Annotated in this window: 19 protein-coding genes; 12 read left to right on the top strand and 7 right to left on the bottom strand. The window is 67.3% G+C overall.

Annotated elements, in window-relative coordinates; all coding sequences use genetic code 11:
• Positions 1 to 10: 10 nt before the first annotated feature.
• Complete coding sequence (locus tag SPI01S_RS13715; protein WP_066723431.1) at positions 11 to 2,116, bottom strand: FlgK family flagellar hook-associated protein; 2,106 nt, start codon at positions 2,114 to 2,116, stop codon at positions 11 to 13.
• A 25-nt stretch (positions 2,117 to 2,141) separates the two neighbouring features.
• The gene (locus SPI01S_RS13710; protein WP_084253464.1) at positions 2,142 to 3,443 is read right to left on the bottom strand and encodes a flagellar hook protein FlgE; all 1,302 of its coding nucleotides are present in this window, start codon (positions 3,441 to 3,443) and stop codon (positions 2,142 to 2,144) included.
• A gap of 197 nt (positions 3,444 to 3,640) precedes the next feature.
• Here SPI01S_RS13710 and SPI01S_RS13705 point away from each other — a divergent pair, with 197 nt between their 5' ends.
• The 11 genes from SPI01S_RS13705 (at position 3,641) to SPI01S_RS13655 (ending at position 14,350) form a co-directional block, all read left to right on the top strand.
• Complete coding sequence (locus SPI01S_RS13705; protein ID WP_066723420.1) at positions 3,641 to 4,042, top strand: flagellar biosynthesis repressor FlbT; 402 nt, start codon at positions 3,641 to 3,643, stop codon at positions 4,040 to 4,042.
• Between the two features lie 13 nt (positions 4,043 to 4,055).
• Positions 4,056 to 5,432 carry a flagellar protein export ATPase FliI gene (gene fliI / locus SPI01S_RS13700; protein ID WP_066723417.1) on the top strand — a complete coding sequence of 459 codons (1,377 nt, stop codon included), beginning with the start codon at positions 4,056 to 4,058 and terminating at the stop codon, positions 5,430 to 5,432.
• Positions 5,429 to 5,860 carry a hypothetical protein gene (locus SPI01S_RS13695; RefSeq protein WP_066723414.1) on the top strand — a complete coding sequence of 144 codons (432 nt, stop codon included), beginning with the start codon at positions 5,429 to 5,431 and terminating at the stop codon, positions 5,858 to 5,860. Before fliI ends, SPI01S_RS13695 begins: the two co-directional genes overlap by 4 nt.
• A complete protein-coding gene (locus SPI01S_RS13690) occupies positions 5,857 to 6,882 on the top strand; it encodes a peptidoglycan-binding protein (RefSeq protein ID WP_066723412.1) in 1,026 nt (341 codons plus the stop codon). The genes SPI01S_RS13695 and SPI01S_RS13690 overlap by 4 nt, the downstream gene beginning before the upstream one ends.
• A gap of 237 nt (positions 6,883 to 7,119) precedes the next feature.
• Entirely contained in the window at positions 7,120 to 8,175 is a 1,056-nt protein-coding gene (locus SPI01S_RS13685; RefSeq protein WP_066723408.1) for a sigma factor-like helix-turn-helix DNA-binding protein, read from the top strand.
• Between the two features lie 101 nt (positions 8,176 to 8,276).
• Positions 8,277 to 8,747, top strand: coding sequence for a hypothetical protein (locus SPI01S_RS13680; RefSeq protein WP_066723671.1), 471 nt, complete (start codon positions 8,277 to 8,279; stop codon positions 8,745 to 8,747).
• A 68-nt stretch (positions 8,748 to 8,815) separates the two neighbouring features.
• Positions 8,816 to 9,472, top strand: coding sequence for a dTMP kinase (locus SPI01S_RS13675; protein ID WP_066723404.1), 657 nt, complete (start codon positions 8,816 to 8,818; stop codon positions 9,470 to 9,472).
• Between the two features lie 116 nt (positions 9,473 to 9,588).
• Positions 9,589 to 10,701: a fumarylacetoacetate hydrolase family protein gene (locus tag SPI01S_RS13670; protein WP_066723401.1), complete on the top strand. Its 1,113-nt coding sequence runs from the start codon at positions 9,589 to 9,591 to the stop codon at positions 10,699 to 10,701.
• A gap of 8 nt (positions 10,702 to 10,709) precedes the next feature.
• Positions 10,710 to 11,507, top strand: a complete 798-nt coding sequence (gene xylB, locus SPI01S_RS13665) for a D-xylose 1-dehydrogenase (protein WP_066723399.1) — start codon at positions 10,710 to 10,712, stop codon at positions 11,505 to 11,507.
• Position 11,508: 1 nt separating this feature from the next.
• Positions 11,509 to 12,402, top strand: coding sequence for an SMP-30/gluconolactonase/LRE family protein (locus SPI01S_RS13660; RefSeq protein ID WP_066723397.1), 894 nt, complete (start codon positions 11,509 to 11,511; stop codon positions 12,400 to 12,402).
• Between the two features lie 208 nt (positions 12,403 to 12,610).
• Positions 12,611 to 14,350, top strand: a complete 1,740-nt coding sequence (locus tag SPI01S_RS13655) for a retroviral-like aspartic protease family protein (protein WP_245653599.1) — start codon at positions 12,611 to 12,613, stop codon at positions 14,348 to 14,350.
• A 16-nt stretch (positions 14,351 to 14,366) separates the two neighbouring features.
• Here the strand turns inward: SPI01S_RS13655 and SPI01S_RS13650 are convergent, their stop codons facing one another.
• The 4 genes from SPI01S_RS13650 to SPI01S_RS13635 form a co-directional block, all read right to left on the bottom strand.
• Positions 14,367 to 14,999: a TetR/AcrR family transcriptional regulator gene (locus SPI01S_RS13650; RefSeq protein ID WP_066723391.1), complete on the bottom strand. Its 633-nt coding sequence runs from the start codon at positions 14,997 to 14,999 to the stop codon at positions 14,367 to 14,369.
• Positions 15,000 to 15,256: 257 nt separating this feature from the next.
• Positions 15,257 to 17,035 carry an IlvD/Edd family dehydratase gene (locus SPI01S_RS13645; protein WP_245653607.1) on the bottom strand — a complete coding sequence of 593 codons (1,779 nt, stop codon included), beginning with the start codon at positions 17,033 to 17,035 and terminating at the stop codon, positions 15,257 to 15,259.
• Positions 17,036 to 17,095: 60 nt separating this feature from the next.
• Positions 17,096 to 18,502 (bottom strand): sugar porter family MFS transporter, encoded by a 1,407-nt coding sequence (locus SPI01S_RS13640; protein ID WP_066723385.1) that lies wholly within the window; start codon positions 18,500 to 18,502, stop codon positions 17,096 to 17,098.
• A gap of 119 nt (positions 18,503 to 18,621) precedes the next feature.
• Positions 18,622 to 19,668 (bottom strand): LacI family DNA-binding transcriptional regulator, encoded by a 1,047-nt coding sequence (locus SPI01S_RS13635; RefSeq protein WP_066723378.1) that lies wholly within the window; start codon positions 19,666 to 19,668, stop codon positions 18,622 to 18,624.
• A gap of 167 nt (positions 19,669 to 19,835) precedes the next feature.
• Between SPI01S_RS13635 and SPI01S_RS13630 the strand changes: the two genes are divergently transcribed.
• Positions 19,836 to 22,235, top strand: coding sequence for a glycoside hydrolase family 3 N-terminal domain-containing protein (locus SPI01S_RS13630; protein ID WP_066723376.1), 2,400 nt, complete (start codon positions 19,836 to 19,838; stop codon positions 22,233 to 22,235).
• Between the two features lie 119 nt (positions 22,236 to 22,354).
• Here the strand turns inward: SPI01S_RS13630 and SPI01S_RS13625 are convergent, their stop codons facing one another.
• Positions 22,355 to 22,549, bottom strand: a complete 195-nt coding sequence (locus SPI01S_RS13625; protein WP_157084690.1) for a hypothetical protein — start codon at positions 22,547 to 22,549, stop codon at positions 22,355 to 22,357.
• Between the last annotated feature and the right edge of the window lie 110 nt (positions 22,550 to 22,659).

The raw sequence follows: 22,659 nt of genomic DNA, 5'->3' as shown, positions 1-22,659 counted from the left end.
GTCAGTCCCCTTAACGAACCATCTGGAGGAGCGTGTCGTACATTTGAGCCGCGGTGCTCATCACGCGCGCGGAGGCAGAATAGCTGTTCTGCAGGACGACCATCTGGGAGAGTTCCTCGTCGATGTTGACGCCCGAATAACTGTCGCGCCGGTTCACCGCGTCGGACTTGCGGGCATTGGCGTCGTCGTAGCGGCCCTGCGCCTGGTTGGCTTCCAGGCCGGCACGGCCGAGCAGCTGGGTCGAGAAGCGCCCGACGCTGGTGACGCCGTCCTTCCCCAGGTCCAGCGTGCTGGCGAGCTTCTCGACAAAGGCAGTGGCGCCGCGGGTATCGCCCGCACCGATCGCCTTCGTCCCGACGGCGACGCTGGTGTCGAGGCGGCCCAGCGGCAGCGAGCCGGGGCTGTTGAGGATCTCGTTGCGGACCTTCGCCACGTCCAGGCCGCTGTTGAGGCCGCTGAGCCCGGACAGGGCCGAGAAGGTGCGGCCGCTGCCGAAGCGATCGGTCGAATCCGACGCCATCGACAGGCTGGCCCCGCTCAGGCCGCCGGCCGGGTCGAAACGCATCCGCCCGCGGCTATCGAGCGAGAAGGCGCCGAAATTGCCCAGCGGACTGCCGTTCAGCTGGGTGACGATGTCGCCCATCGTGCCGCCGGTGGTCGGCTGCAGCGTGTAGCTGGTCAGCGCCAGACCGGAGGCGTCGCGCAGGACGATCTGCGCGGTCTGTCCGGTGGTGAAACCATGCGGATCCGTCGCATTGAAGCCGGTCGGCACCAGGCTGTTGCTGTCGCTGCGGATCAGGTCGTTCATGCCGAAATATTGCGACACGCCCACCCCTGCCCGGGCGCTGGGGCTGGCAGTCGACTGCGCGATCGCCACGCCGTTGCCCGCGCCGCTCGCCGCGAAGCTCAGCACCCCGTTGGCGAAGCTGGCCGTCGCCGCGCCGCCGAGCCCCGCATTGATCGCGTTGACCATGTCGGACACGGTTGCCGCAGGCCCGAGCGCGTCGAAATCGACTTCGGTCTTGGCGACGAGGGTGCCGTTGGCCTGGGTAACGGCGAAGGTCGCCTTGCCGGTGAAGCCAAGCCGATCGCCCGCGACCAGGCCGGTCTGGCGGCCGGTGAGGCTGGCGGGCGGCGGCATCGCGGTGTTTTCGTTGGAAACCGCATTGAGCGCTTCCGACAGCCCGCTGAACACGACGCCCAGCTGTTCGGAGAAGGAGGGCAGCGCGCGGTCGCGCAGGTCGAGCAGGCCGCCCAGCTTGCCGCCGACGGCCGAGGACTCGATCTTCTCGCCCGACAACGCGCCCATCGTGCCGTTCTTGTCGGCGAAGCGGATCGAGATGTCGGGATAGGTGATCTGCGAGTTGCCGATGCCGGCGCCCTTGTTGGGATAGTCGAGCTGGCGCAGCCGCGAGTCGAGCAGCATCTGCCCCGAGGTGGTCTCGATGATGACGCGGCCGTCCGGCTGGTCGCGAACGTTGACCGAGAGCATGCTGCTCAGTTCCTCGAGCGCGCTCATGCGCTGATCGGTCGCGCCGCTGGCGTTGCGCCCGAGGCCGGTCGCCTGGGACACCGTGCCGTTGAGGTCGTAGATGCGCTGGAGCAGCGTGTTGATCTTGTCGACCGAATAGCCGACCTCCGACTCCACGTCGGCCCGCAGGCCGTCCACGTCGCGCGTGATCTGCTGCATGGAGGTGATCGCGTCGGCAACGGTGCCGGTGAAGACCGCCGACGTCTGCGCCGAGGACTGCGATCCGGTCATCGAGATCGCCGCGCTGCTGATCGCGTCCAGTCGCGCCGGCAGGCCCGACTTGGCGCCGGGCTCGCCGAGCAGCGACTGCAGCCGGTCCAGATAGCTGGAGGCGACTTCCGCTTTGCCGTAGTCGCCGGCGCGGCGGTAGACGGTGGCTTCCAGGAAGCGGTCGGCGACGCGTTCGAACTCGCCGACGCTCACGCCGCTGACGTTGCCCGCCAGCACCGAGGTCGAAAGGTTCACCCGCTCGCGCGCATAGCCGGCGACGCCGACATTGGCGATGTTGTTCGATACCGCCTTCAATCCGGCCTGGGCAGCAGCCAGGCCGGAAGCGGCGGTTCCCAGGATATCGTTCAGCGCCATGTCGAGCGTCCCCCTGCCTTGAAAATCAGCGCTTCAGATCGCTGACTTCGCGCAGCATGTCGTCGACGGTCGTGATGATCTTCGACGATGCGCTGTACGCGCGCTGGAAGCGGATCATGTTGGTGAACTCGCCCGCCAGGTCGACCGTGGAGGCCTCCAGCGTGTTCGACAGCAGCTTGCCGGCACCGAGCTCGCCCGGCGCGTTCATCGTCATCATGCCCGACTGGCGGTTGCCCGAATAGGCGTTGCCCGAAATGCGGGTCAGGCCGTTGGGATTCGGGAAGGTCGCGACCGGCAGCTGGAACACCTTGCGGCTCGAACCGTCATCGAAGATCGCGCTGACCGTGCCGTCCTTCGAGATTTCGGTCGCGGCAATGTTGCCGAGAACGCCGCCATCGGCGCCGCCGCGCACCAGCGACGAAGGCTGGCCGAACGACGTGAGGCCGTTGATGCCGCCATTGGTGCCGAGCGACATCGTGATCGGCACCGACGACGAGCCGTTGGTGTAATTGATGTTGAGCTGGTTGAAGAAAGTCCCGGTCGAATTGGTCCGATCCAGGCTGCCGTCGCCGTTGAACTTGATCTCGCCGCTGGCAAGCAGACCGCCCGTGGCCGTCACGTCGCTGGCCGGGTTCATGTAGGTCTCGGCCTTCCAGGTGTTCGCCCCCGTCTTCAGGAACGACATCTTGAGCTCGTGGCTGCCGCCCTGCGAGTCATAGACCGTGAACGAACGCGTGAAGGTCGGCGGGACGGTGTTGGTCGCCAGATTGCCTGCCGTGTACGCACCGGTATAGGACGTGGCATCCGACTGCAGGTTGATGCGCGCGTCGATCGTGGTCGTCGGCGCTGCGGTACCGACCAGGTCGCTCAGGCGCACCGGCGTCAGGGTGTCGAGGTTGCCGGTGTTGGTGTATCCGCCGGTGGCGTCCAGGCGCCAGCCATAGAGGTACAGACCGGACGAGTTGCGCATGAAGCCCTGTTCGTCGGGCTTGAACGATCCCGCGCGGGTATAGGCGACCGGATCGTTACCCGAGACGCCCGAACGGGTGATGAAGAAGCCGTCGCCGTCGATCGCGAGGTCGGTGCTGCTGCCGGTAGCCTGCGGCAGGCCCTGCTTGGTGACCTGCGTGATCGGGGTTGCCGCAACACCACCAGCGGCATAGCTCGACGACGCGCGACCATCGGTCACCAGCGTGCGGAACTGCGCCTCGACGCCCTTATAGGCGACGGTGTTGATGTTGGTGATGTTGTCGGCAACCGTGGCCATGGCACTCGACTGCGCGCTCAGCCCGGAAACGCCAGCGTAAAGAGCGGAATAGAGGCTCAAGTTCAAAACTCCTCGAGATGCCCGCGCGATCCCCACGCCGGCGACACCCTTATTGTAGAGGCGTAAAGGCAAGGCCCAAATCGGAGGGTCGATTTTGCCGCTTGTGCGCAGCAGGCGGCAAAATTTGCCGGGTGTTTGCCCAGTCGCGCGCAAAACACCGCTATAAGTTCAGGAACGCTTATCGAAAGGCCAGTTCCATGCTTCGCATCACGCTCCGCGACGGTGAAAAGGCGATCGTCAACGGTGCCGTGCTGCGCGCCGTCGGCCGGACCCAGCTCGCCGTGGAGAATATGGTATCGATCCTGCGCGGCCGCGAAGTGATGCGGCCCGAGGAAGCGACCACGCCCGCGCGCCAGCTCTATTTCGCGACGATGCTCGCCTATATCGATCCGTCGGGCCGCGACGCGCATCACGATTCAGTGGTCCAGCTGCTCAGCCTGTTGATCGCCAGCCTCGGCACCGCCGAGGCGCGCGAGCTGTGCATCCGCTTCGCCAACGATCTTGCCCAGGGCGAATATTACAAGGCCCTGTCGGTCGCGCGCGAGCTGATCGCCATGGAAGACGCCGCCGCCGGCTCCGCCACGACGCAGGCCGCCTGAGGGAGCCGACGCGATGCAGACGCTCGCCAGCGCCGCCCGCGCCATCAAGGAGATGGTCCCCGACCGTCGCTTCGGTCGCGTGGTGGCGGTGCGCGGTGCGCTCATCGAAGTCGAAGGCCTGACCGGCGTCGCCCAGATCGGCAGCCGCGTCGAGATCCAGTCCCCCACCGGCAAGGTGGAAGCCGAAGTCACCGCGCTCGATCGCGGCGTGGCGCTGTGCCTGCCCTTCGTCGATCCGCAGGGCGTCGGCCTGGGCGCGATCGCCGAGCTCGGCGCCGGCCAGTTCACCGTCCGCCCTTCCAAGGCGTGGCTCGGCCGCATGATCAACGGCCTCGGCCGCCCGGTCGACGGGCAGGGCCCGCTGGTCAACGGCGCCGATCCGCAGCCGATCAAGGCCTCCCCGCCCGCCGCCGCCGGCCGCTCGCGCGTCGCCGAGCGGATCGAGACCGGGGTGCGCTGCCTCGACACCTTCGTGCCCTTGTGCCGCGGCCAGCGCCTCGGCCTGTTCGCCGGCTCCGGCGTCGGCAAGTCGGTCCTCCTCTCGATGCTCGCGCGCTGGACGCAGTGCGACGTGGCGGTGATCGGCCTGATCGGCGAACGCGGCCGCGAAGTGCAGGAATTCATCGAGGACGATCTGGGGCCCGAGGGCATGGCCCGATCGGTCGTCGTCGTCGCCACCTCGGACGAGCCGGCGCTGATGCGCCGCCAGGCCGCCTGGACCACCCTCGCCGTCGCCGAGCATTTCCGCGACCAGGGCCTCAACGTCCTCTGCCTCATGGACTCGGTCACCCGCTTCGCGATGGCGCAGCGCGAGATCGGCCTCGCCTCGGGCGAGCCGCCCGCGACCAAGGGCTATACCCCCACCGTCTTCGCCGAACTGCCGCGCCTGCTGGAGCGCGCCGGCCCCGGTGCACCGGGTTCGGGCATGATCACCGGCCTGTTCACCGTCCTCGTCGACGGCGACGACCATAACGAGCCGGTGGCGGACGCGGTGCGCGGCATCCTCGACGGCCACGTCGTGATGCGCCGCGCGATCGCCGAGCGCGGCCGTTATCCGGCGATCGACATCCTCAAATCGGTGTCGCGTACCCTGCCCCATTGCCTTGAGCCCGAGCAGAACGAGATCCGCATCGCCGCGCGCAAGCTGCTGTCGACCTATGCCGACATGGAGGAAATGGTGCGGCTCGGCGCCTACAAAACGGGCTCCTCGCCCGACGTCGATCGCGCGGTGGCGCTCGCGCCCCGCATCGAGGCCCTGCTCAACCAGGGCAAGAACGACCAGGGCCATGCCGACGCAGCCTTTGCCGAGCTCGCCGCCATCCTGTCCGGCGAGGCGATGGGCGATGGCCACGGCCATGGGCATGGGCATGACGTGGGCCTCGCCGCATGAGGACGCCCTTCGACACGGCGCTGCGGATGCAGCAACGTACCGTCGACGACCTCAAGGTCGCGATCGGCGCGTCGATCGAGCGCATCAGCGAGCTCGAGCAACAGGGCAGAGACCTCGTCGCACGCGTCCGCGAGGAGCGCGTGCTCGCCCATGCCCTGCCCTTTGCCTCGGACGCCTGGCTCGCCACCGCCAAGCATGCCCAGGCGCGGATTGCCGAGGAAGCGGCGGCCGAGCAGGCACGTCTCCTCACGCTGCGCGAGCAGGCACGGGAGGCCTATGGCACGTTCCGCGCGATCGAAAGCGCCGCCGAACGCTTCCGCGCCGAGGCCGAACGCGAGGCCGAAGCCGCCGAACAGGCGGCGATTGACGACATTGCCGCGGCGCGCTTCCTGCGCGAGCGCAAGCGGATGCTGGTGAAGGCCGCATGATCCACCGTACAGACCTTGCCGCGCTCACGCCGGCGCAGCGCGCCAACGTCATCTATGCGCAGGCGCAGTCCGAACTCTCGACCCGCCTCTGGCGCGCCGCGATCGGCGACACCGACCGCGACGGCGAGAAGAGCCGCTCACCGCTGGGCGCTGGATCGGACATGGCGATGGATTCGCTGCTCGAACTGCTCGGCACCCAGGCGCCGAAGTCTGCCAAGGGCAAGTGCAAGTGTCAGTGCGCCTGCGCGTGCCATGACGATGCGCCCGACGAGGTCGCGGCGCTTCCGAAGGGCCCGATGACGGCGGAGCGCGCCCGCGCCGTTGCCGAACGTCCGGCCGCGCTGGCGTCCGCGCCGGCCGCCGGCGCCGTAGCCGGTGCGGTCTCGCTCGGCAACAACGCCCGCTACGCCGATACGCTCGCGGCGGCCGAGGCGCGGAGCGGCGTGCCCTCCTCCGCGCTCGCCGCGATCATCAATGCCGAGGCGGGCAAGGGCCAGGACGGCAGCTGGAACCCGCTGTCGCGCAATCCGCGCTCCAGCGCGGCCGGGCTCGGCCAGTTCCTCAGCGGCACCTGGCAGACGCTCGCCGAACAGGGCGGCACCTGGCTCAACGAGGTTGCCAGGGCACGCGGCTGGCTGAAGGATAACGGCAAGGTCGATCCGTCGCGCCGCAGCGAACTGCTGGCGCTCCGCTACGATCCGAAGGCTTCGATCCTGACGATCGCCGACATGGCGCGCAACAACCTGCAGCATTTCGAATCAGCGGGCCTCAACGTGCGCGCCGATTCGGAGACATTGGCCAAGGCTGCCTATCTTGGTCACCATCTTGGTCTCGGCGATGCAAAGAAGTTTCTTGCCGGTAACATCGACTCGGCCCGTGCACGCCAGTTGCTGACCGCCCAGATCGGAGGATCGGCGGCCGAGCAGCGGATCGCCAGCGCGGGCGACGCGACCCGTGCGCACCGCAAATGGTTACTCGAGTTCATCGACCGGCACGTCCAACCGGACAAATTCGCCTCCTGAAACAGCCACTTAGGCCGTTTCCATGTCCGTTAGCGAAGCTGCTAAACGGCTATTAACCATCATTTTTTCAAGCACTTGGCTCGCCAAGCGAATCGGCGTTGCTATAAAGCTTGGGAGTGCGTTTGCGGAAAACTACCTAAGGCCCCGATTAGCACTCCTTTAAAGGTTTCAGACGAAATGTGTCTCCTGTCGACGGCGCCGGAACGATCGGACCGGCGCTGAACCAGGGGAATACGAATGTCGAAGATCACGATCGCTCTCGAAGCCGCAGTCCAAACCGTCATCGAGAACTCGCCCAAGGACGGCAAGCAGACCAACCGTCAGCGCGCTGAAATCGATCGCGCCTTTGCCCGCATCCTGAAGCTGATCGCCCCCCGCATTCGCCACTTCATCCGCCAGTACGGCCTGACCGCCCATTGGGACGACGCCGAGCAGTGCTGCGCCATCGCCGTACACCGCGCCATCCAGGCCTATGAGCCGGAAAAGGCCCAGTTCACCACCTTCGTCAACTGGCAGATCCGCGGCGAGCTGCAGAGCCTGCGCTTCCGCCTGATGACCGACCAGCGCCCCTCGGCGAAGAAGGTCGAAGCCACCACGGTTTCGCTCAGCGCGATGGTCAGCTCCGCCGATGGCGACGAGATGTCGCCCGAGGCGATGATCGAGGACGAGGACGCCCTGGAGCGCACCGAGAGCGCCGCGTCGGACTATCTCGCGGATGGCGCCATCGGTTCGCTGATCGAGGCCTATGTCGATCACCTCCGCAAGGTCGGCATCGAGCAGCTCCGCCGCCGCCCCCGCCCGAAGCGGGAAGAAGCCGCGCTGCGCCGCGAGGGCCCGCGCCTCCGTAACGCCACCCACGGCATCGATCCGGCCGAGCTGGAGAAGCTGGAAGCCAAGCTGGAGCGCGATCGCGAGATCGTCGCCCGCCGCGTGTTCCAGACCGCCACGCTGGACGACCTGTCGATGGAAACCGGCGTGACCAAGGAGCGCGTCCGCCAGATCACCAAGCGCGCCGCCAAGGTGATCGCCGAGATCGCCGCCGCCGACCCCCGCTTCTCGGTGATGGCCGAATATGGCGCCCCGGCTTCGTCCAAGCGTCGCCAGCCGGCTGCCGCCCGTGCCGCCGCCCCCATCCTTCCGGATGCCAGCCAGCCGCACAACCTGCTCTCCAGCGTCACGGCCATCGACGCCTTGAGCATCGATGCGGTCGTCGCCGCCGACGCGAACCGCGAGGCGGTGGAAGCGGTTTCGATCGCCGCCGCGCCGGCACCGAGCAGCGCTGCGCTGCACTGATACCCCATCGGGGCGAAAGCGTTCTATAAGAGAAGGGTACCCCTTCCCGGAATGATCCGATGCCCCGAAACTCCCAGATACACGGCCGAGGTGCGATGCAGATGCTGCCCCGGTCTAATTACAAGCTGACCGAACTGGCCGAAGAGATGGTGCGCTGTGCGCAGCCGCTGCTCCCGGCCGGCGGTCGGCTATTTCTGGGTCTGCAGCAGGAGATCGACGGATCGCTGCGCATGATCTGGTGGCGCGGCGACGATTTCCGCCTGGTCGCCGAAATCGACGCCACGCCCGAGGGCTTCTGCCCCGAGGACAGCGACGAGGGCGCGCTGCAGGATGCGGCGAGCGCCTGCCTCACCTATCTCGCCGGCCGCTGGCCGAGCCCGCCGCGCCGGCTGGGCGTGATCACCGACGGCACCGGCGTCGCCTTCTCGCCCGAACGCCCCGCGGTGGCCGAGCCGGGCTGGCTGCTGGACCATGCCGGCGGCCTTGCCTCGCTCATGGCGATCCTGCCGCTCGACGGCGAAGGCCCCTGCGCGCTGCTTTGCAGCCAGCCGGAAACCGCATCGCTGCATTGAGGCGTCTACGCCCGCAAGCGGGAGGGGAGTTTTGGTGACAAGCCGTGGCGGCATGCTATGGCGCCCTTATGGGTGAACTCATCGCGATCGAGGGTGCCGACGGCGTCGGCAAGAACACCGCGGCACGCGGGCTGTGCGCGGCCTTGCAGGCGTCGGGCCGGACCGCCACGGTGCTCGGCTTTCCACGCTATGGCGAGACGGTCGCCGGCGTGACGATCGGCAAGATGCTGGCCGGCGAACTGCCGGTCGCCGTCAGCCCCCATGCCGCCGCCGTGCTCTACGCGCTCGACCGGTTCGAATGGCGCGACGCGCTGCTGGAGGCGCAGGCGACGCACGACGTGGTGGTGCTCGATCGCTACATCGCCTCGAACATGGCCTATCAGGGGGCCAAGCTGGGTGGCGAGGAAGGCCGCGCGCTGATGGACTGGATCCTCGCGCTCGAAACCGGCCAGTTCGCCCTGCCCCGCCCCCGCCTGTCGATCTATCTCGACACGCCCTGGGACCTCGCCCGCGAACTGATCCTGCAAAAGGCGCAGCGCAGCTACACCGATCGCAGCTTCGACGAATATGAGGCGGACATCGCGCTCCAGCAGCGCGTGCGCGGCAACTATGAGGCGATGGTCGCCGCCGATCTGCTTGGGCCATGGCGGATCGTCCGTGCCAGCGAGGCCGGTACGATGCGTGCGCCGGAAGCAATCGTAGGCGAAATTCTTTCTCATATTTGAAACTGGCGGAAAGCCCGTTATGCCTCGCTTGACATTTGCTTTGCCGGAGCGCCAATGGTAGCGCTATCACAATCCGAAACGAGTTGGTGAGAGGTCCCTTGGAAGCGCTTCGAGACATGCTGCCTGCCGATCATGCGCAGGCGACCCTGGTCGGTCGTGTGCAGACGCCCGCCGGCCCCAGCCCCGTCCTCCTCCGCGACGGCCAGGTGATCGACGTATCGGCCACCGCGCCCACCGTCGCCGATCTGCTGGAACGCGACGACATCGCGACGCTGAGCGGCGAGGTGCTGTGCAGCGTCGACGCGCTCGGCACCGAGTCGGCCCCGCAGATCCTCGCGCCTGTCGACCTGCAGTGCGTGAAGGCCGCCGGCGTCACCTTCGCGGTCTCGGCGCTGGAGCGCGTGATCGAGGAACGCGCCCGCGGCGATTCCGCCAAGGCCGCCGAGATTCGCGGCGACCTCGAAGCGAAGGTCGGCGCGGGCATCCGCTCGGTCGTCCCCGGCACGCCCGAGGCCGCCAGCCTCAAGGCCGCGCTGATCGATGCCGGCATGTGGTCGCAATATCTCGAAGTCGCGATCGGGCCGGATGCCGAAGTGTTCACCAAGGCGCCGGTGCTGTCGGCGATGGGCTGGGGTGCCGAGATCGGCATCCGCTCGGACAGCGACTGGAACAATCCCGAGCCGGAAGTGGTGCTCGTGGTCGATCGCAACGGTGCGATCAAGGGCGCGGCGCTCGGCAACGACGTCAATCTGCGCGACTTCGAAGGCCGCAGCGCGCTGCTGCTCGGCAAGGCGAAGGACAACAATGCCTCGACGTCGATCGGCCCGTTCATCCGCCTGTTCGACGACAGCTTTACCATGGACGACGTGCGCAGCGCGGTGGTCGATCTCACCATCGACGGGCCGGAGGGCTATCGCCTTTCGGGCACCAACAAGATGAGCGAGATCAGCCGCGACCCGACCGAGCTGGTCCGCCAGACGCTGAGCGAGCACCAGTATCCGGACGGCTTCGCGCTGTTCCTGGGCACGCTGTTCGCGCCGGTGCAGGATCGCGACCATCCCGGCCGCGGCTTTACCCACAAGACCGGCGACGTCGTCCGCATTTCCACGCCGAAGCTCGGCACGCTCGTCAACCGCGTCACCACGTCGAAGGCCGCCGCGCCCTGGACGTTCGGCATCCGCGATCTGATGCGCAACCTCGCCGCCCGCGGCCTTCTCTCGAATTCGTAAGGGTCTCCATGTCGCAAGCCGATCTCCAGCAGGGCCCGATTCCGGCCGCTGAGCGTGCCGTTTATCCGAGCCTTAGGGCCAAGCGGGTCCTGATCACCGGCGGCGGCTCGGGGATCGGCGCCGGGCTGGTCGAGGGGTTCGTCCGCCAGGGCGCGGACGTGACCTTCTTCGACATCGCTGAAGAAGATTCGCAGGCGCTGGTCGCCAGCCTTGCCGACGCGCCGATCGCACCGCGCTTCCACAAGGTCGACCTTACCGACGTCCGCGGCGCGCAGGCGCAGGTGCAGGCGCTGATCGACGCCGAGGGCGGCTTCGACGTGCTGCTCAACAACGCCGCCAATGACGACCGCCACACGATCGAGCAGGTGACCCCGGAATATTGGGACAACCGCCTGAACGTGAACCTGCGCCACCAGTTCTTCATGGCGCAGGCGGTGATCCCGGCGATGAAGGCGAAGCGCGCCGGCGTGATCATCAACCTCGGCTCGATCTCGTGGCACCTCGCGCTGGAAGAACTGACGCTGTACCAGACCGCCAAGGCTGCGATCGAGGGCCTCACCCGCAGCCTCGCGCGCGAGCTGGGCCCGGACGGCATCCGTTCGGTCTGCATCGTGCCCGGCAACGTCAAGACGCCGCGCCAGATGAAGTGGTACACGCCCGAAGGCGAGGCCGAGATCGTCAAGGCGCAGTGCCTGCCCGGCCGCCTCGTCCCCGACGATATCGCCGCCGCGGCGCTGTTCCTTGCATCCGACGACGCACGCCTGATAACGAGCCACGAGTTCTTTGTGGATGCAGGCTGGAGATAAGATGACCGACAAGGTGGTGGTTTCGGCGCCGGAGAGCGTGTGGGGGCTCAGCGCCCCGCTTCTCGAAGGCCCGGTGTGGGTGGAGCGCGACGCCGCTTTGTGGTTCGTCGACATCAAGAGCCACAAGATCCACCGTCTTGATCCCGCCACCGGCGACAAGGCGAGCTGGGACGCGCCGGCGCAGATGGGCTTCGCGCTGCCCTGCGCCAGCGGCGGCTTCGTCGCGGGGCTGCAGACCGGCCTCGCCAGGTTCGATCCGGCCGACGGCAGCTTCACCCCGCTGGTCGATCCCGAGCCCGAGCTGCCCGGCAACCGGCTGAACGACGGCACGGTCGATCCGCAAGGCCGCCTCTGGTTCGGCACGATGGACGATGGCGAGAGCGACGCCACCGGCACCATCTACCGCCTTGCCGCCGATGGCAGCTGCGTTGCCTCCAGTCCCAAGGTGTCGATCACCAACGGCCCGGCGGTCTCGCCCGACGGCAGGACGCTCTACCATGTCGATACACTGGGCCAGGTGGTCTATGCCTGCGACATCGACGCGGAGGGCGCGCTGGTGAACCGCCGCGAGTTCGTGCGCATCGCCGAGGGCGAGGGCTTCCCGGACGGCCCCTGCGTCGACAGCGAAGGCTTTGTGTGGGTGAGCCTCTATGCAGGCTCGGCGGTGCGCCGCTATTCGCCGGCGGGCGAACTGGTCGAGACCGTCCCCTTCCCGGTCGACGCGATCACCAAGATCGCATTCGGTGGCCCGGACCTCAAGACGGTCTACGCCACCACCGCGAACAAGCACCTCTCCGCCGAGGACAAGGCCGCACGGCCGACCTCGGGCGACCTGTTCAGCTTCCGGGTGACCGTGGCCGGCCAGCCGACCGCCATGATCCGCGTCGGCGCGTGAATGCCCTTCCGTCCCCGGCACCGTACCGGGGAGGGCGCTTGCCGACCGCGTCCCCTTCGCAACAATGTCGATCAAACCCGCGCGGCGTAAGGCTCGCGTCATCTTGCGCGCCTAGGCTATTCCCATCCCAAATCCGAAATTCGCGCGGGTTGGTGTCGAAGGGGGGGGAAGGTCGATGAACGGTCATCGCATCGCACATCTTTGGTTTTTGGCTCTCCTTGGAACGAGCAGCGCCAGCCCCGCACTTGCCGGCAACTGCCAGCTCGCGAAAATTGCCGAGCTCAAGGTGACGATGAAGGGTCTCGAACCGATCATCGACACCACGGTCAACGGCAAGTCGGCGCCTTTCCTGCTCGACAGCGGCGCCTTTTTCAGCCTCATCCCGCAGCCGGTGGCAAAGACCCTGAACCTGCCGCGCTCTCCCGCTCCGCCGGGCTTCCGGCTTGGCGGCATCGGCGGGACCACCGATGCCCAAGTGGCCCGCGTGGCGCATTTCGGCCTTGCCGGCGCCGACCTTCCCAATATCGAATTCCTGGTCGGCGGGTCCGACACGGGGCAGACCGGGCTGCTGGGCCAGAATGTTCTCGGTCTCGCCGACGTCGAATATGATTTCCCGGGCGGCGCCGTCCGGCTGTTCCAGCCTAAGAATTGCGGCAAGACCGCCTTCGCCTATTGGACCGAAGGCAAGCCGTTCTTCGAACTCCCGATCCAGTCCAAGGAGGAGGCCCGCAATCACACGGTCGGCACGGTGGAACTGGACGGTGCGAAGCTGAGGGCCACGTTCGATACCGGCGCCGAACGGACCGTGATCTCGCTGCGTGCGGCCGCGCGCGCGGGGGTGAAGCCGGGCGATCCCGGCGTGCAACAGGCAGGTTGGTCCGTCGGCGTCGGCAAGCGCGCGCAGCAGGGCTGGATCGGCAGCTTCAAGCTGCTCAAGATCGGCAATGAGGAACTGCATAATGTGCGGCTGCACATGGCCGATTTGGGCGACGTCGATACCGACATGCTGCTCGGCGCCGATTATTTCGTTTCCCACCGGGTCTATGTGTCGAATGCCCAGCACCGGATCTATTTCACCTATACCGGCGGCCGCCTGTTCGACGCGACCGCCAAGCTCGATACCGCCAGCGGCTTCAGCACCGTGGGCGCACCCGCAGGCGGTGCGACACTCGATGCGGAAGGCTATGCCCGGCAAGGTGCGATGTATCAGACGCAGCGCGACCTGCCGCACGCCATCGAAGCCTATTCGCATGCCGTGACGATGGCGCCGAAGGACCCGCGCTACCTTCGCCAGCGCGCGCTGGTCTATCTGGCTGCCGGCCGGCCGATCCTGGCGATGGACGATCTCGACGCCTCGCTCGCGCTCGATCCGGCCGACACCGGCACCCGCATGACCCGCGCCGCGGTGCGGGAGCGCGCGGGCAATGCCCCGGGGGCGATGGAGGACCTCGATCTGGTCGCGGGGCAGCTGCCGCGCGAGGACATGCAGCGCCTGCGCATCGCGCATCTCTATACCGCGCTGGACGCGTTCGATTCGGCGATCGGCCAATATGATCTATGGCTCGCCTCGCACCACGAGGATGGCAGCCGGGCGGAGGCGCAGAACGGCCGCTGCTGGGCGTTGGCGCTCGCCAATCGCGACCTGAAGCGGGCGCGGAGCGACTGCGACGCCGCCGTGCGTGCGCTCCCCTCCAACGCCGCCTATCTGGACAGCCGCGGCCTGGTCGCGTTCCGCGAGGGCAATTGGCCCGGCGCGCTCGCCGACCTGAACGCCGCGCTGGCGATCCGTCCGCGACAGGCGTGGACGCTTTATCTGCGCGGCGTGATCGAGGCGCACATGGGCCAGAGCGAGGCCGCCGCCAAGGACCTTGCCGCAGCGACCACGATCGCGCCGCGCGTCGCCGCCCGCGCCGCCAAATACGGGATCGCGCCCCCGCCGAAAAGCTGAGGCGCGGTTCCTTTGCCTACTGGAACATCGCCTTGGTCAGCCCGGCGATGCCGGTGCGCACGCGCTCCCAGCCGGCTTCCTCGCTGAGGTCCAGCCCCAGGAACCGGCCGCTCGTGGCGCCCGACAACACCAGCTGCTGGATCGACGCGATCAGCAGCGCATTGAGCACCGGCGCGTCGATACCCGCCGGCCGCTGCAGCGTGCCGCGCTCGCGGGCGATCCACGCGCTCAGCGCCTTGCCGCGCGCTTCGGTGAAGGCACTGGCGAGCTTGGAGGGGGCCGACAGCTCCCAGGCGAGGATCTTCTGGGCCAGCGGATCGCTGCGCAGCGCGTCCAGCAGCGCCACCGCCACCCGCGCCATCATCTCGGCATAGGTGGCTGGCGGCGGCACGTTTTCGGGCCGCACCAGCGCGGTTTCCATCCAGGCGGACACGTCCGCGGCGATTGCCTCGGCGAGCCCGTCCATGCCGCCGAAATAGCGGTAGATCAGCTGCTTGTCATAGCCCGAGGCGCGCGCGATCGCGTTCACGCCCCAGCGGGCAAAGCCCTGCTCGGCGAGCAGCGCCTTCGCCGCCGCCAGAATCACGCCCCGCGTGTTCGCCGCATTGCGCGGCCGCTTCGCCGGTGCCGTCTCGTCCACCCCGTCCATCCCCCTGTTGTTGGCGATGGTTAACTATCACTGGCGAGTGACACTTGCCATCTCCGGAATGGGCCGGAGGGGGGGGGGGTCGGCAGTTAGAGATACATACTCCGCCCACGACACCACCGTCGTCATCCCCGCGAAGGCGGGGATCCATTGGCGCTGATGCCGACGTTCTTTCCCCCCACGTCCTGGCAAATGGATTCCCGCCTTCGCGGGAATGACGAAGTAGGGTCTGGGTGCGCGAAGCCCCCCACCCGCCCGACTCAATGGTTGTGCCGCGGCACCTTCAGCCCGGTGCCGCGATATTTGGTCGCGAACTCGAGCACGCCGCCTTCGTGCAGCTGGCCCGACTTCTCGCGGTACAGCTCTTCCCACGGCGTGTTGCTCGGCGGGATCGGCGGGGCCGGCTCCCCCTTCCGCCGGGCGATCTCGTCCTCGGCGACCAGCGCGTCGACGCGGCCCTGGTTGAGATCGATGCGGACCATGTCGCCTGTGCGCAGCCACGACAGGCCGCCCCCCGCCGCGCTCTCCGGCGAGGCGTTGAGGATCGAGGGGCTGTCCGACGTACCCGACTGGCGGCCGTCGCCCAGCGTCGGCAGGCTCTGGATGCCCTTCTGGAGCAGCGCGTCGGGCGGCTGCATGTTGACCACCTCGGCCGAGCCCGGCCAGCCGAGCACGCCCGCGCCGCGGATCACCAGGATGCAATTGTCGTCGATGGCGAGCGCCGGATCGTTGATCCGGTGGTGATAATCGTCCGATCCGTCGAACACCACCGCGCGCACCTCGAACACGCCCTCCTGCCCCGGCGTGGAGAGATAGCGGGCGCGGAACGCCTCCGAGATCACGCTGGTCTTCATGATCGCCATGTCGAACAGGTTGCCGGTGAGCACCAGGAACCCCGCCTTCTCCATCAGCGGCTTGTCGAGGGGGAAGATCACCTCGGGATCGATCACCCGCGCCCCGGCGACATTCTCCGCCATGGTCTTGCCGGTGCAGGTCGCGACGCTGCCGTCGAGGATACCGGCCTCGACCAGCAGCTTGAGCACCGCCGGAATACCGCCCGCGCGGTGGAAGCGCTCGGACAGAAACTGCCCCGCCGGCTGCATGTTGACGATCAGCGGCAGATCGTAGCCGGTCTGCCAGTCTTCCGGCGTGATGGTGATGCCCGCATGCGCCGCCATCGCGTTAATGTGCGGCTGGGCGTTGGTGGAGCCGCCGATCGCGGTGAGCAGCTTGATCGCGTTGAGGAAGCTCTGCTTCGACAGGATCTTCGACGGGCGCAAATCCTCATAGGCCATGTCGACAATGCGGCGGCCGGTCTCATAGGCGATCTGCCCGCGCTCGCGGTACGGCGCCGGGATCATCGCACAGCCGGGCAGGCTCATGCCCAGCCCCTCGGCGAGGCTGTTCATCGTGGAAGCCGTGCCCATGGTGTTGCAATGGCCCGAGCTTGGCGCGCTTTCCATCGCGCGGCGGAGGAACTCGGCCTCGTCGATCTCGCCCGCCGCCATCTTGCGGCGCGAGCGCCAGATCACCGTGCCCGAGCCGACCAGTTCGCCTTCGTGCCAGCCGTCGAGCATCGGCCCGCCCGACAGCACGATCGCCGGAATGTCGACCGTGGAGGCGGCCATCAGCGACGACGGCGTGGTCTTGTCGCAGCCGGTCGTCAGGATCACCGCGTCGATCGGATAGCCGTTGAGGATCTCGACCAGGCCCAGATAGGCGAGGTTGCGATCGAGCGCCGCAGTCGGCCGCCGGCAATTCTCGAAGATCGGGTGGAGCGGGAATTCCATCGGGATGCCGCCCGCCGCCAGGATGCCCTCGCGGGCGCGCTTCACCGTTTCCAGGTGGATGCGGTTGCACGGCGCGATGTCGCTGCCGGACTGGGCGATGCCGATGATCGGCTTGCCCGAGGTCAGCTCCGCGGGCGTGATGCCGTAGTTCATGAACCGCTCGAGATAGAGCGCGGCCATGTCGGCGCGGCCGGGGGCGGCGAACCATTCGCGCGATCGGAACGGACGGACGGGCGTGCGGGTCACGATTCTGAACTCCCAAAAAACAAAAGCCCCTCCCCCGGGAGGGAGGGGCTGAGAGGAAGGGTCTTACCCCTCCATTGCCTCGAGTTCCTTGCCCTTGGTTTCCTTGATGAACTTCAGGACGAGGAAGAAGCTGACTGCCGCGCAGACGGCGTAGAAGGTGTAGCTGGCAGCAAGCCCGAGCTTGGATGCCATCACCGGGAAGCTCTGCGCGATCAGATAATTGGCGAACCACTGCGCGAAGCCGCACACCGCCAGCGCCGAGCCGCGGATCTGGTTCGGGAACATCTCGCCGAGCATCACCCACATCACCGGGCCCCAGCTGACGTTGAAGAAGATCACGTACAGATTGGCGGCGACGACAGCGGTCTTGCCGAGATCGGGCGAGAGGACGAGCTTGCCGTCCGCATCGAGCGAGCCATGGCCGAAGGCATAGACCAGCACGAACAGCGTCACAGCCATGCCCGCCGAGCCGATCAGCAGCAGCGGCTTGCGACCGATCTTGTCGACCAGACCGATGGTGACGAGGCAGGCCGCGATCGAGACTGCGCCCGAGACGATGTTGATGAGCAGCGAATCCGCTTCGGTGAAGCCGGCCAGCTGCCACAGGGTCGAGCCGTAATAGAAGATCACGTTGATGCCGACGAGCTGCTGGAACACCGCGATCACCAGGCCCGCCCACAGGATCGGGCGGATACCGCCGGTGCGCGGGTCGATCAGGTCACGGAAGCTCGGACGGTGATCGACGGTGAAGCTGGCGCGAATCTCTTCCAGCTTGGTGCGCGCGGTGGCGGGACCGAACAGGTCGGTCAGCACCTTGGTCGCTTCTTCCATGCGGCCCTTCGCGACGAGAAAGCGCGGGCTCTCGGGAATGAAGAACAGCGCAATCAGGAAGATCGCCGCCGGCAGCGCCTGCATCAGGTACATCCAGCGCCAGGCTTCGAGCCCGGCCCAGAACTTGTTGGTCGAGGCACCGGCCGCGCCTGCCAGATAATAATTGACCACGAACGCGGCGGTGAGGCCGGAGATGATCATGATCTGCTGCACCGTCGTCATCCGGCCGCGGATGTTGGCGGGCGCGACTTCGGAAATGTAGGCGGGCGACAGCACCGAGGCGGCGCCGACGGCGATGCCGCCGACGATGCGGGCGATGACGAAGAGGGTGTGATCGTGCGCGAAGCCCTGGACGAGCGCGCCGCCGAGGAACAGCAGCGCCGCGAGCCGCATCACGTTGCGGCGGCCCATCTGGTCCGCCAGCGTGCCGGCGAAGAAGGCGCCCGCGACGCAGCCGATGAGCAGCGAGCCGACGGTGAAGCCGAGCCCGGCCTCATCGAGCGCGAACGCGGCCTTCAGGCCGGGCTGGGTGCCGTTCACTGCGCCGCTGTCATAGCCGAAAAGCAGTCCGCCGATCGTGGCTACGGCCACGATGGCGCCGATCAGGCCGATATTGGCCTTCTCCGCTGTCTGATTCATCCGATCCCTCTCCTAGTCACCCCGGAATGTGGTGCGATTTGTTAGCGGTAACGCTGGCCCGTGCAACCAGGAAAAGCAAGTCGGCAGGCGCGATCGCCCAACTTTCCGCCAACGTTGTCCTATCGCCGGGGTGGCGGCGCGCAGGATTCGCGCACGATCAGCTGATGTGCAAGCACTTGTTCGGCTTGCGCGTTCTGGCCGCGCGGGCGGAGCTCGTCGAGCAGCATCGACAGCGCGGCTTCGGCCATGGCGGCGATCGGCTGGCGCACGGTGGTGAGTTCCGGCCACATCGTCGTCGCGAGCGAGGTATCGTCGAACCCGACGACGCTCAGGTCCTGCGGCACGTGCAGCCCGCGGCGATGCGCGACACCCACGGCGGCTGCCGCCATGTCGTCGTTGCTGGCAAAGATTGCGGTCGGGCGCTCGGGCAGGTCGAGCAGCGCCTCGCAGGCGACAATGCCCGAGCGGAAGGTGAAATAGCCCTGCTCCACCGGCATGGCGGCAAGGTCCAGCCCGGCTTCCTCGATCGCGGCGCAGAAGCCGCGGTAGCGCTCGGCGCTCGACGTCTGGTTCGGGTTGCCGCGGATGAAACCGATGCGGCGGTGGCCCATGTCGATCAGGTGGCTGGTCATCGCCGCCGCAGCCGCGAAATCGTCGATGCGCACGTTCAGGCTGCCTTCGGGCGGCAGACCCATCGCCACCGAAACCCAGGGGATGCCGGCGGCGTCCAGCTCGTCGCGGACCGCGCCAACCTCGGAAAGCGGCGGGGGCAGGATCACGCCCTGGACGTGCGTCTGCACGAAGCCGCGTGTCGCCTCCGCCTGCTCCTCGGGGCGTTCGCCTTCGCACGCTTCGAGCACGAGGTGACAGCCCGCGCGCCGCGCGGCGGCCAGCGCGCCGATCAGGAATTGCGAGAGATAGGCGGCGGAGGGGTTCGAATAGAGCAGGCCGATCTGGGTCGCTTCCCCTGCGGCCAGGCTGCGCGCGGCGCTGTTGGGGGAATAGTTGAGCTTGGCGATCGCGGCGAGCACGGCCTCGCGAGTCGCCTCGCGCACGTTGGTGCCGCCGTTGACGACGCGCGAAACGGTCATCGCGGATACGCCTGCCTCGCGGGCGACGTCCTGCACGGTAATGCTGCCCCGGCTGCGCCGGCTGGGTTTGATCATCCCCCCTCCTGCAAGGACGCATAAGTTCGCGCTATCATGATTGCAATCGTTGCTGCATCGAACCGGGCAAGGTTGACCGGCCGCGCCGCGCCCACCTATAGATTGATAACGCTACCATCATGGCAACAGGCGACCGGGAAGCGTCGCCGGCCTTCAGGGAGAGGAACATGCGCTCACTTCGCCGCTTCGCCGCGCTTGCCATTGCTGCGAGCGCTCTCACGCCCTTTGTCGCGATCCAGCCCGCCGCCGCCCAGAGCGCGCCCGCGGGCAAGCCGCTGTACAAGGATGCCGGCCAGCCGGTCGAGGCGCGCATCGACGATCTGCTCGCGCGGATGACGCTGGAGGAAAAGGTCCAGCAGCTGCAGGCGCTGTGGCTGAACAAGGGGCTGATCCAGGACGCCCGGGGCGAGTTCGACCCCGTCAAGGCCAGCGCCAGCTTCCCCAACGGCCTCGGCATGATTTCGCGCCCCTATGACCGCCGCGGCGTGGTCGCCGGCGCGCCGGGCGCCGCGGGCGCGGTGGCGGGCGACGTCAACCGCAGCCCGGAGGAAACCGCCCGCTACGTCGCTGCCGCGCAGAAATGGGCGATGGAGAAGACCCGGCTCGGCATCCCGATGCTGATGCATGAGGAGGCGCTGCACGGCCTCGTTGCCCCCGGCGCCACCAGCTTCCCGCAGTCGATCGGCCTCGCCAGCAGCTTCAACCCCAAGCTGGTCGAGAATATCTTCGCGATGGCCGCACGCGAAGCCCGCGCCCGCGGCGCCAACCTCGTGCTGGCCCCTGTGGTCGACGTCGCCCGCGATCCGCGCTGGGGCCGCATCGAGGAGACCTATGGCGAGGATCCGTATCTCGTAACGCAAATGGGTCTGGCCGCGATCCGCGGCTTCCAGGGCAGCACGCTGCCGCTCAAGTCCGACAAGGTGTTCATCACCCTCAAGCACATGACCGGCCATGGCCAGCCCGAGAATGGCACCAATGTCGGCCCCGCCTCGCTTGGCGAGCGGACGCTGCGCGAGGATTTCTTTCCGCCCTTCGAACAGGCGGTGAAGACGCTGCCGGTGATGTCGGTAATGGCGAGCTATAACGAGATCGACGGCATCCCCAGCCACGCCAACAAGTGGCTGCTGACCGACGTGCTGCGCGGCGAATGGGGCTTCCAGGGCGCCGTGGTCAGCGACTATTTCGCGATCCGCGAGCTGATCACCCGCCACCACATGTTCAAGACACCCAAGGACGCGGCGCAGCGTGCGCTTGACGCGGGCGTGGACGTCGAAACCCCGGACGGCGAGGCATATACCCATCTCGTCGAACTGGTGAAGGAAGGCCGCGTCAGCCAAGGCGAGATCGACAATGCCGTCCGCCGCGTGCTGCGGATGAAGTTCGAGGCCGGGCTGTTCGAGAATCCCTATCCCGACGTGAAGCTGGCGGCGGCGCGCACCAACACGCCCGAGGCGATCGCGCTTTCCCGCCAAGCGGCGCGCGAATCGATCGTGCTGCTCAAGAACGCGCAAGGCCTGCTGCCGCTCGACGCCACGGGTATCAAGCGCATGGCGGTGATCGGCACCCACGCCAAGGACACGCCGATCGGCGGCTATTCGGACCTGCCCAACCATGTCGTCAGCGTGCTCGAAGGCATGCAGGCCGAGGGCAAGGGCAAGTTCGCGGTCGACTATGCCGAGGGCATCCGCATCACCGACCATCGCGAATGGTCGAAGGATGCGGTGAAGCTGGTGCCGGACTCGGTCAACGACCAGCTCCGCGCCCAGGCGCTGGAAACGGCGAAGAACGCCGATGTCGTGGTGCTGGTGCTCGGCGGCAACGAAGCGGTGAGCCGCGAGGCCTGGGCCGACAACCATCTCGGCGACAGCGAGACGCTCGACCTGCCCGGGCCGCAGGACCGGCTGGCGAAGGAACTGATCGCGCTCGGCAAGCCGGTCGTGGTGATCCTGCTCAACGGCCGCCCCTATGCGGTCAACTATCTGGCGGAGAAGGCGCCGGCGCTGATCGAGGGCTGGTATCTGGGCGAGCAGACCGGCAACGCGCTCGCCGACGTGGTCTTCGGCCGCACCAATCCGGGCGGCAAGCTGCCGGTCTCGGTGGCGCGCAATGTCGGCCAGCTGCCGATCTACTACAACAAGAAGCCGAGCGCGCGGCGCGGCTATCTGTTCGGCGATACCAGCCCGCTCTACCCGTTCGGCTATGGCCTCAGCTACACGACGTTCGACGTGTCGGCACCGCGGCTGGGCACGGCGACGATCGGCATCGCCGACAAGGCGGCGGTCGAGGTGGACGTGACCAACACCGGCAAGGTGGCGGGCGACGAGGTCGTCCAGCTGTACGTGCATGACGACGAGGCGTCGGTGACGCGGCCGGTGATCGAGCTCAAGCGCTTCGAGCGCGTGACGCTCAAGCCGGGCGAGAAGAAGACGGTGCGCTTCGAGCTGACGCCCGAAGATCTGGCGCTGTGGAACAGCCAGATGCGCCATGTGGTGGAGCCGGGGACCTTCACGATTTCGTCGGGCCCGAACTCGGTGACGCTGAAGAGCACCACGCTGACGGTGAAGTGAGGCATGGGGAGGCTGTGAGCAACCGCAGCCTCCCCTGCCAGATCGGGCAGAGGCAGTTCGGTGACACCACGGGTTCCGTGTTGAACAGCGGATGTCCGATATTGGTGGGAACCTGCCGTTCAGGATTTTCCTGAAATCGCGCGCTCGTAGGCTGCTACGCTCTCGTTGAAGGTCACGCGTTTACGTTCAATGCGGATCTTTTCGCGGTACACAAACACGAGGATAAAACCTCCTGCCATGACTGCTGCAGCTGAGATTTCCAGCTTTCCATCCCGGACGCCCAAGTACGCAAAAAGCAGCATCATCGCTGCCATCAGCCATGCAAAGATCACAAAAAAAGGGAGCACCCGCCACCACATAGGTGCGATTGGACGCCCGCTTTTGGCTTCGTACGAGACCTTATGCATTGCCGCCATACGTGGAG

The organism is Sphingomonas pituitosa NBRC 102491 (genome assembly GCF_001598435.1).
GTDB classification, from domain to species: domain Bacteria; phylum Pseudomonadota; class Alphaproteobacteria; order Sphingomonadales; family Sphingomonadaceae; genus Sphingomonas; species Sphingomonas pituitosa.
Note: the sequence above shows the minus strand (reverse complement) of the source record. Positions and strands in the feature narration are given on the sequence as shown.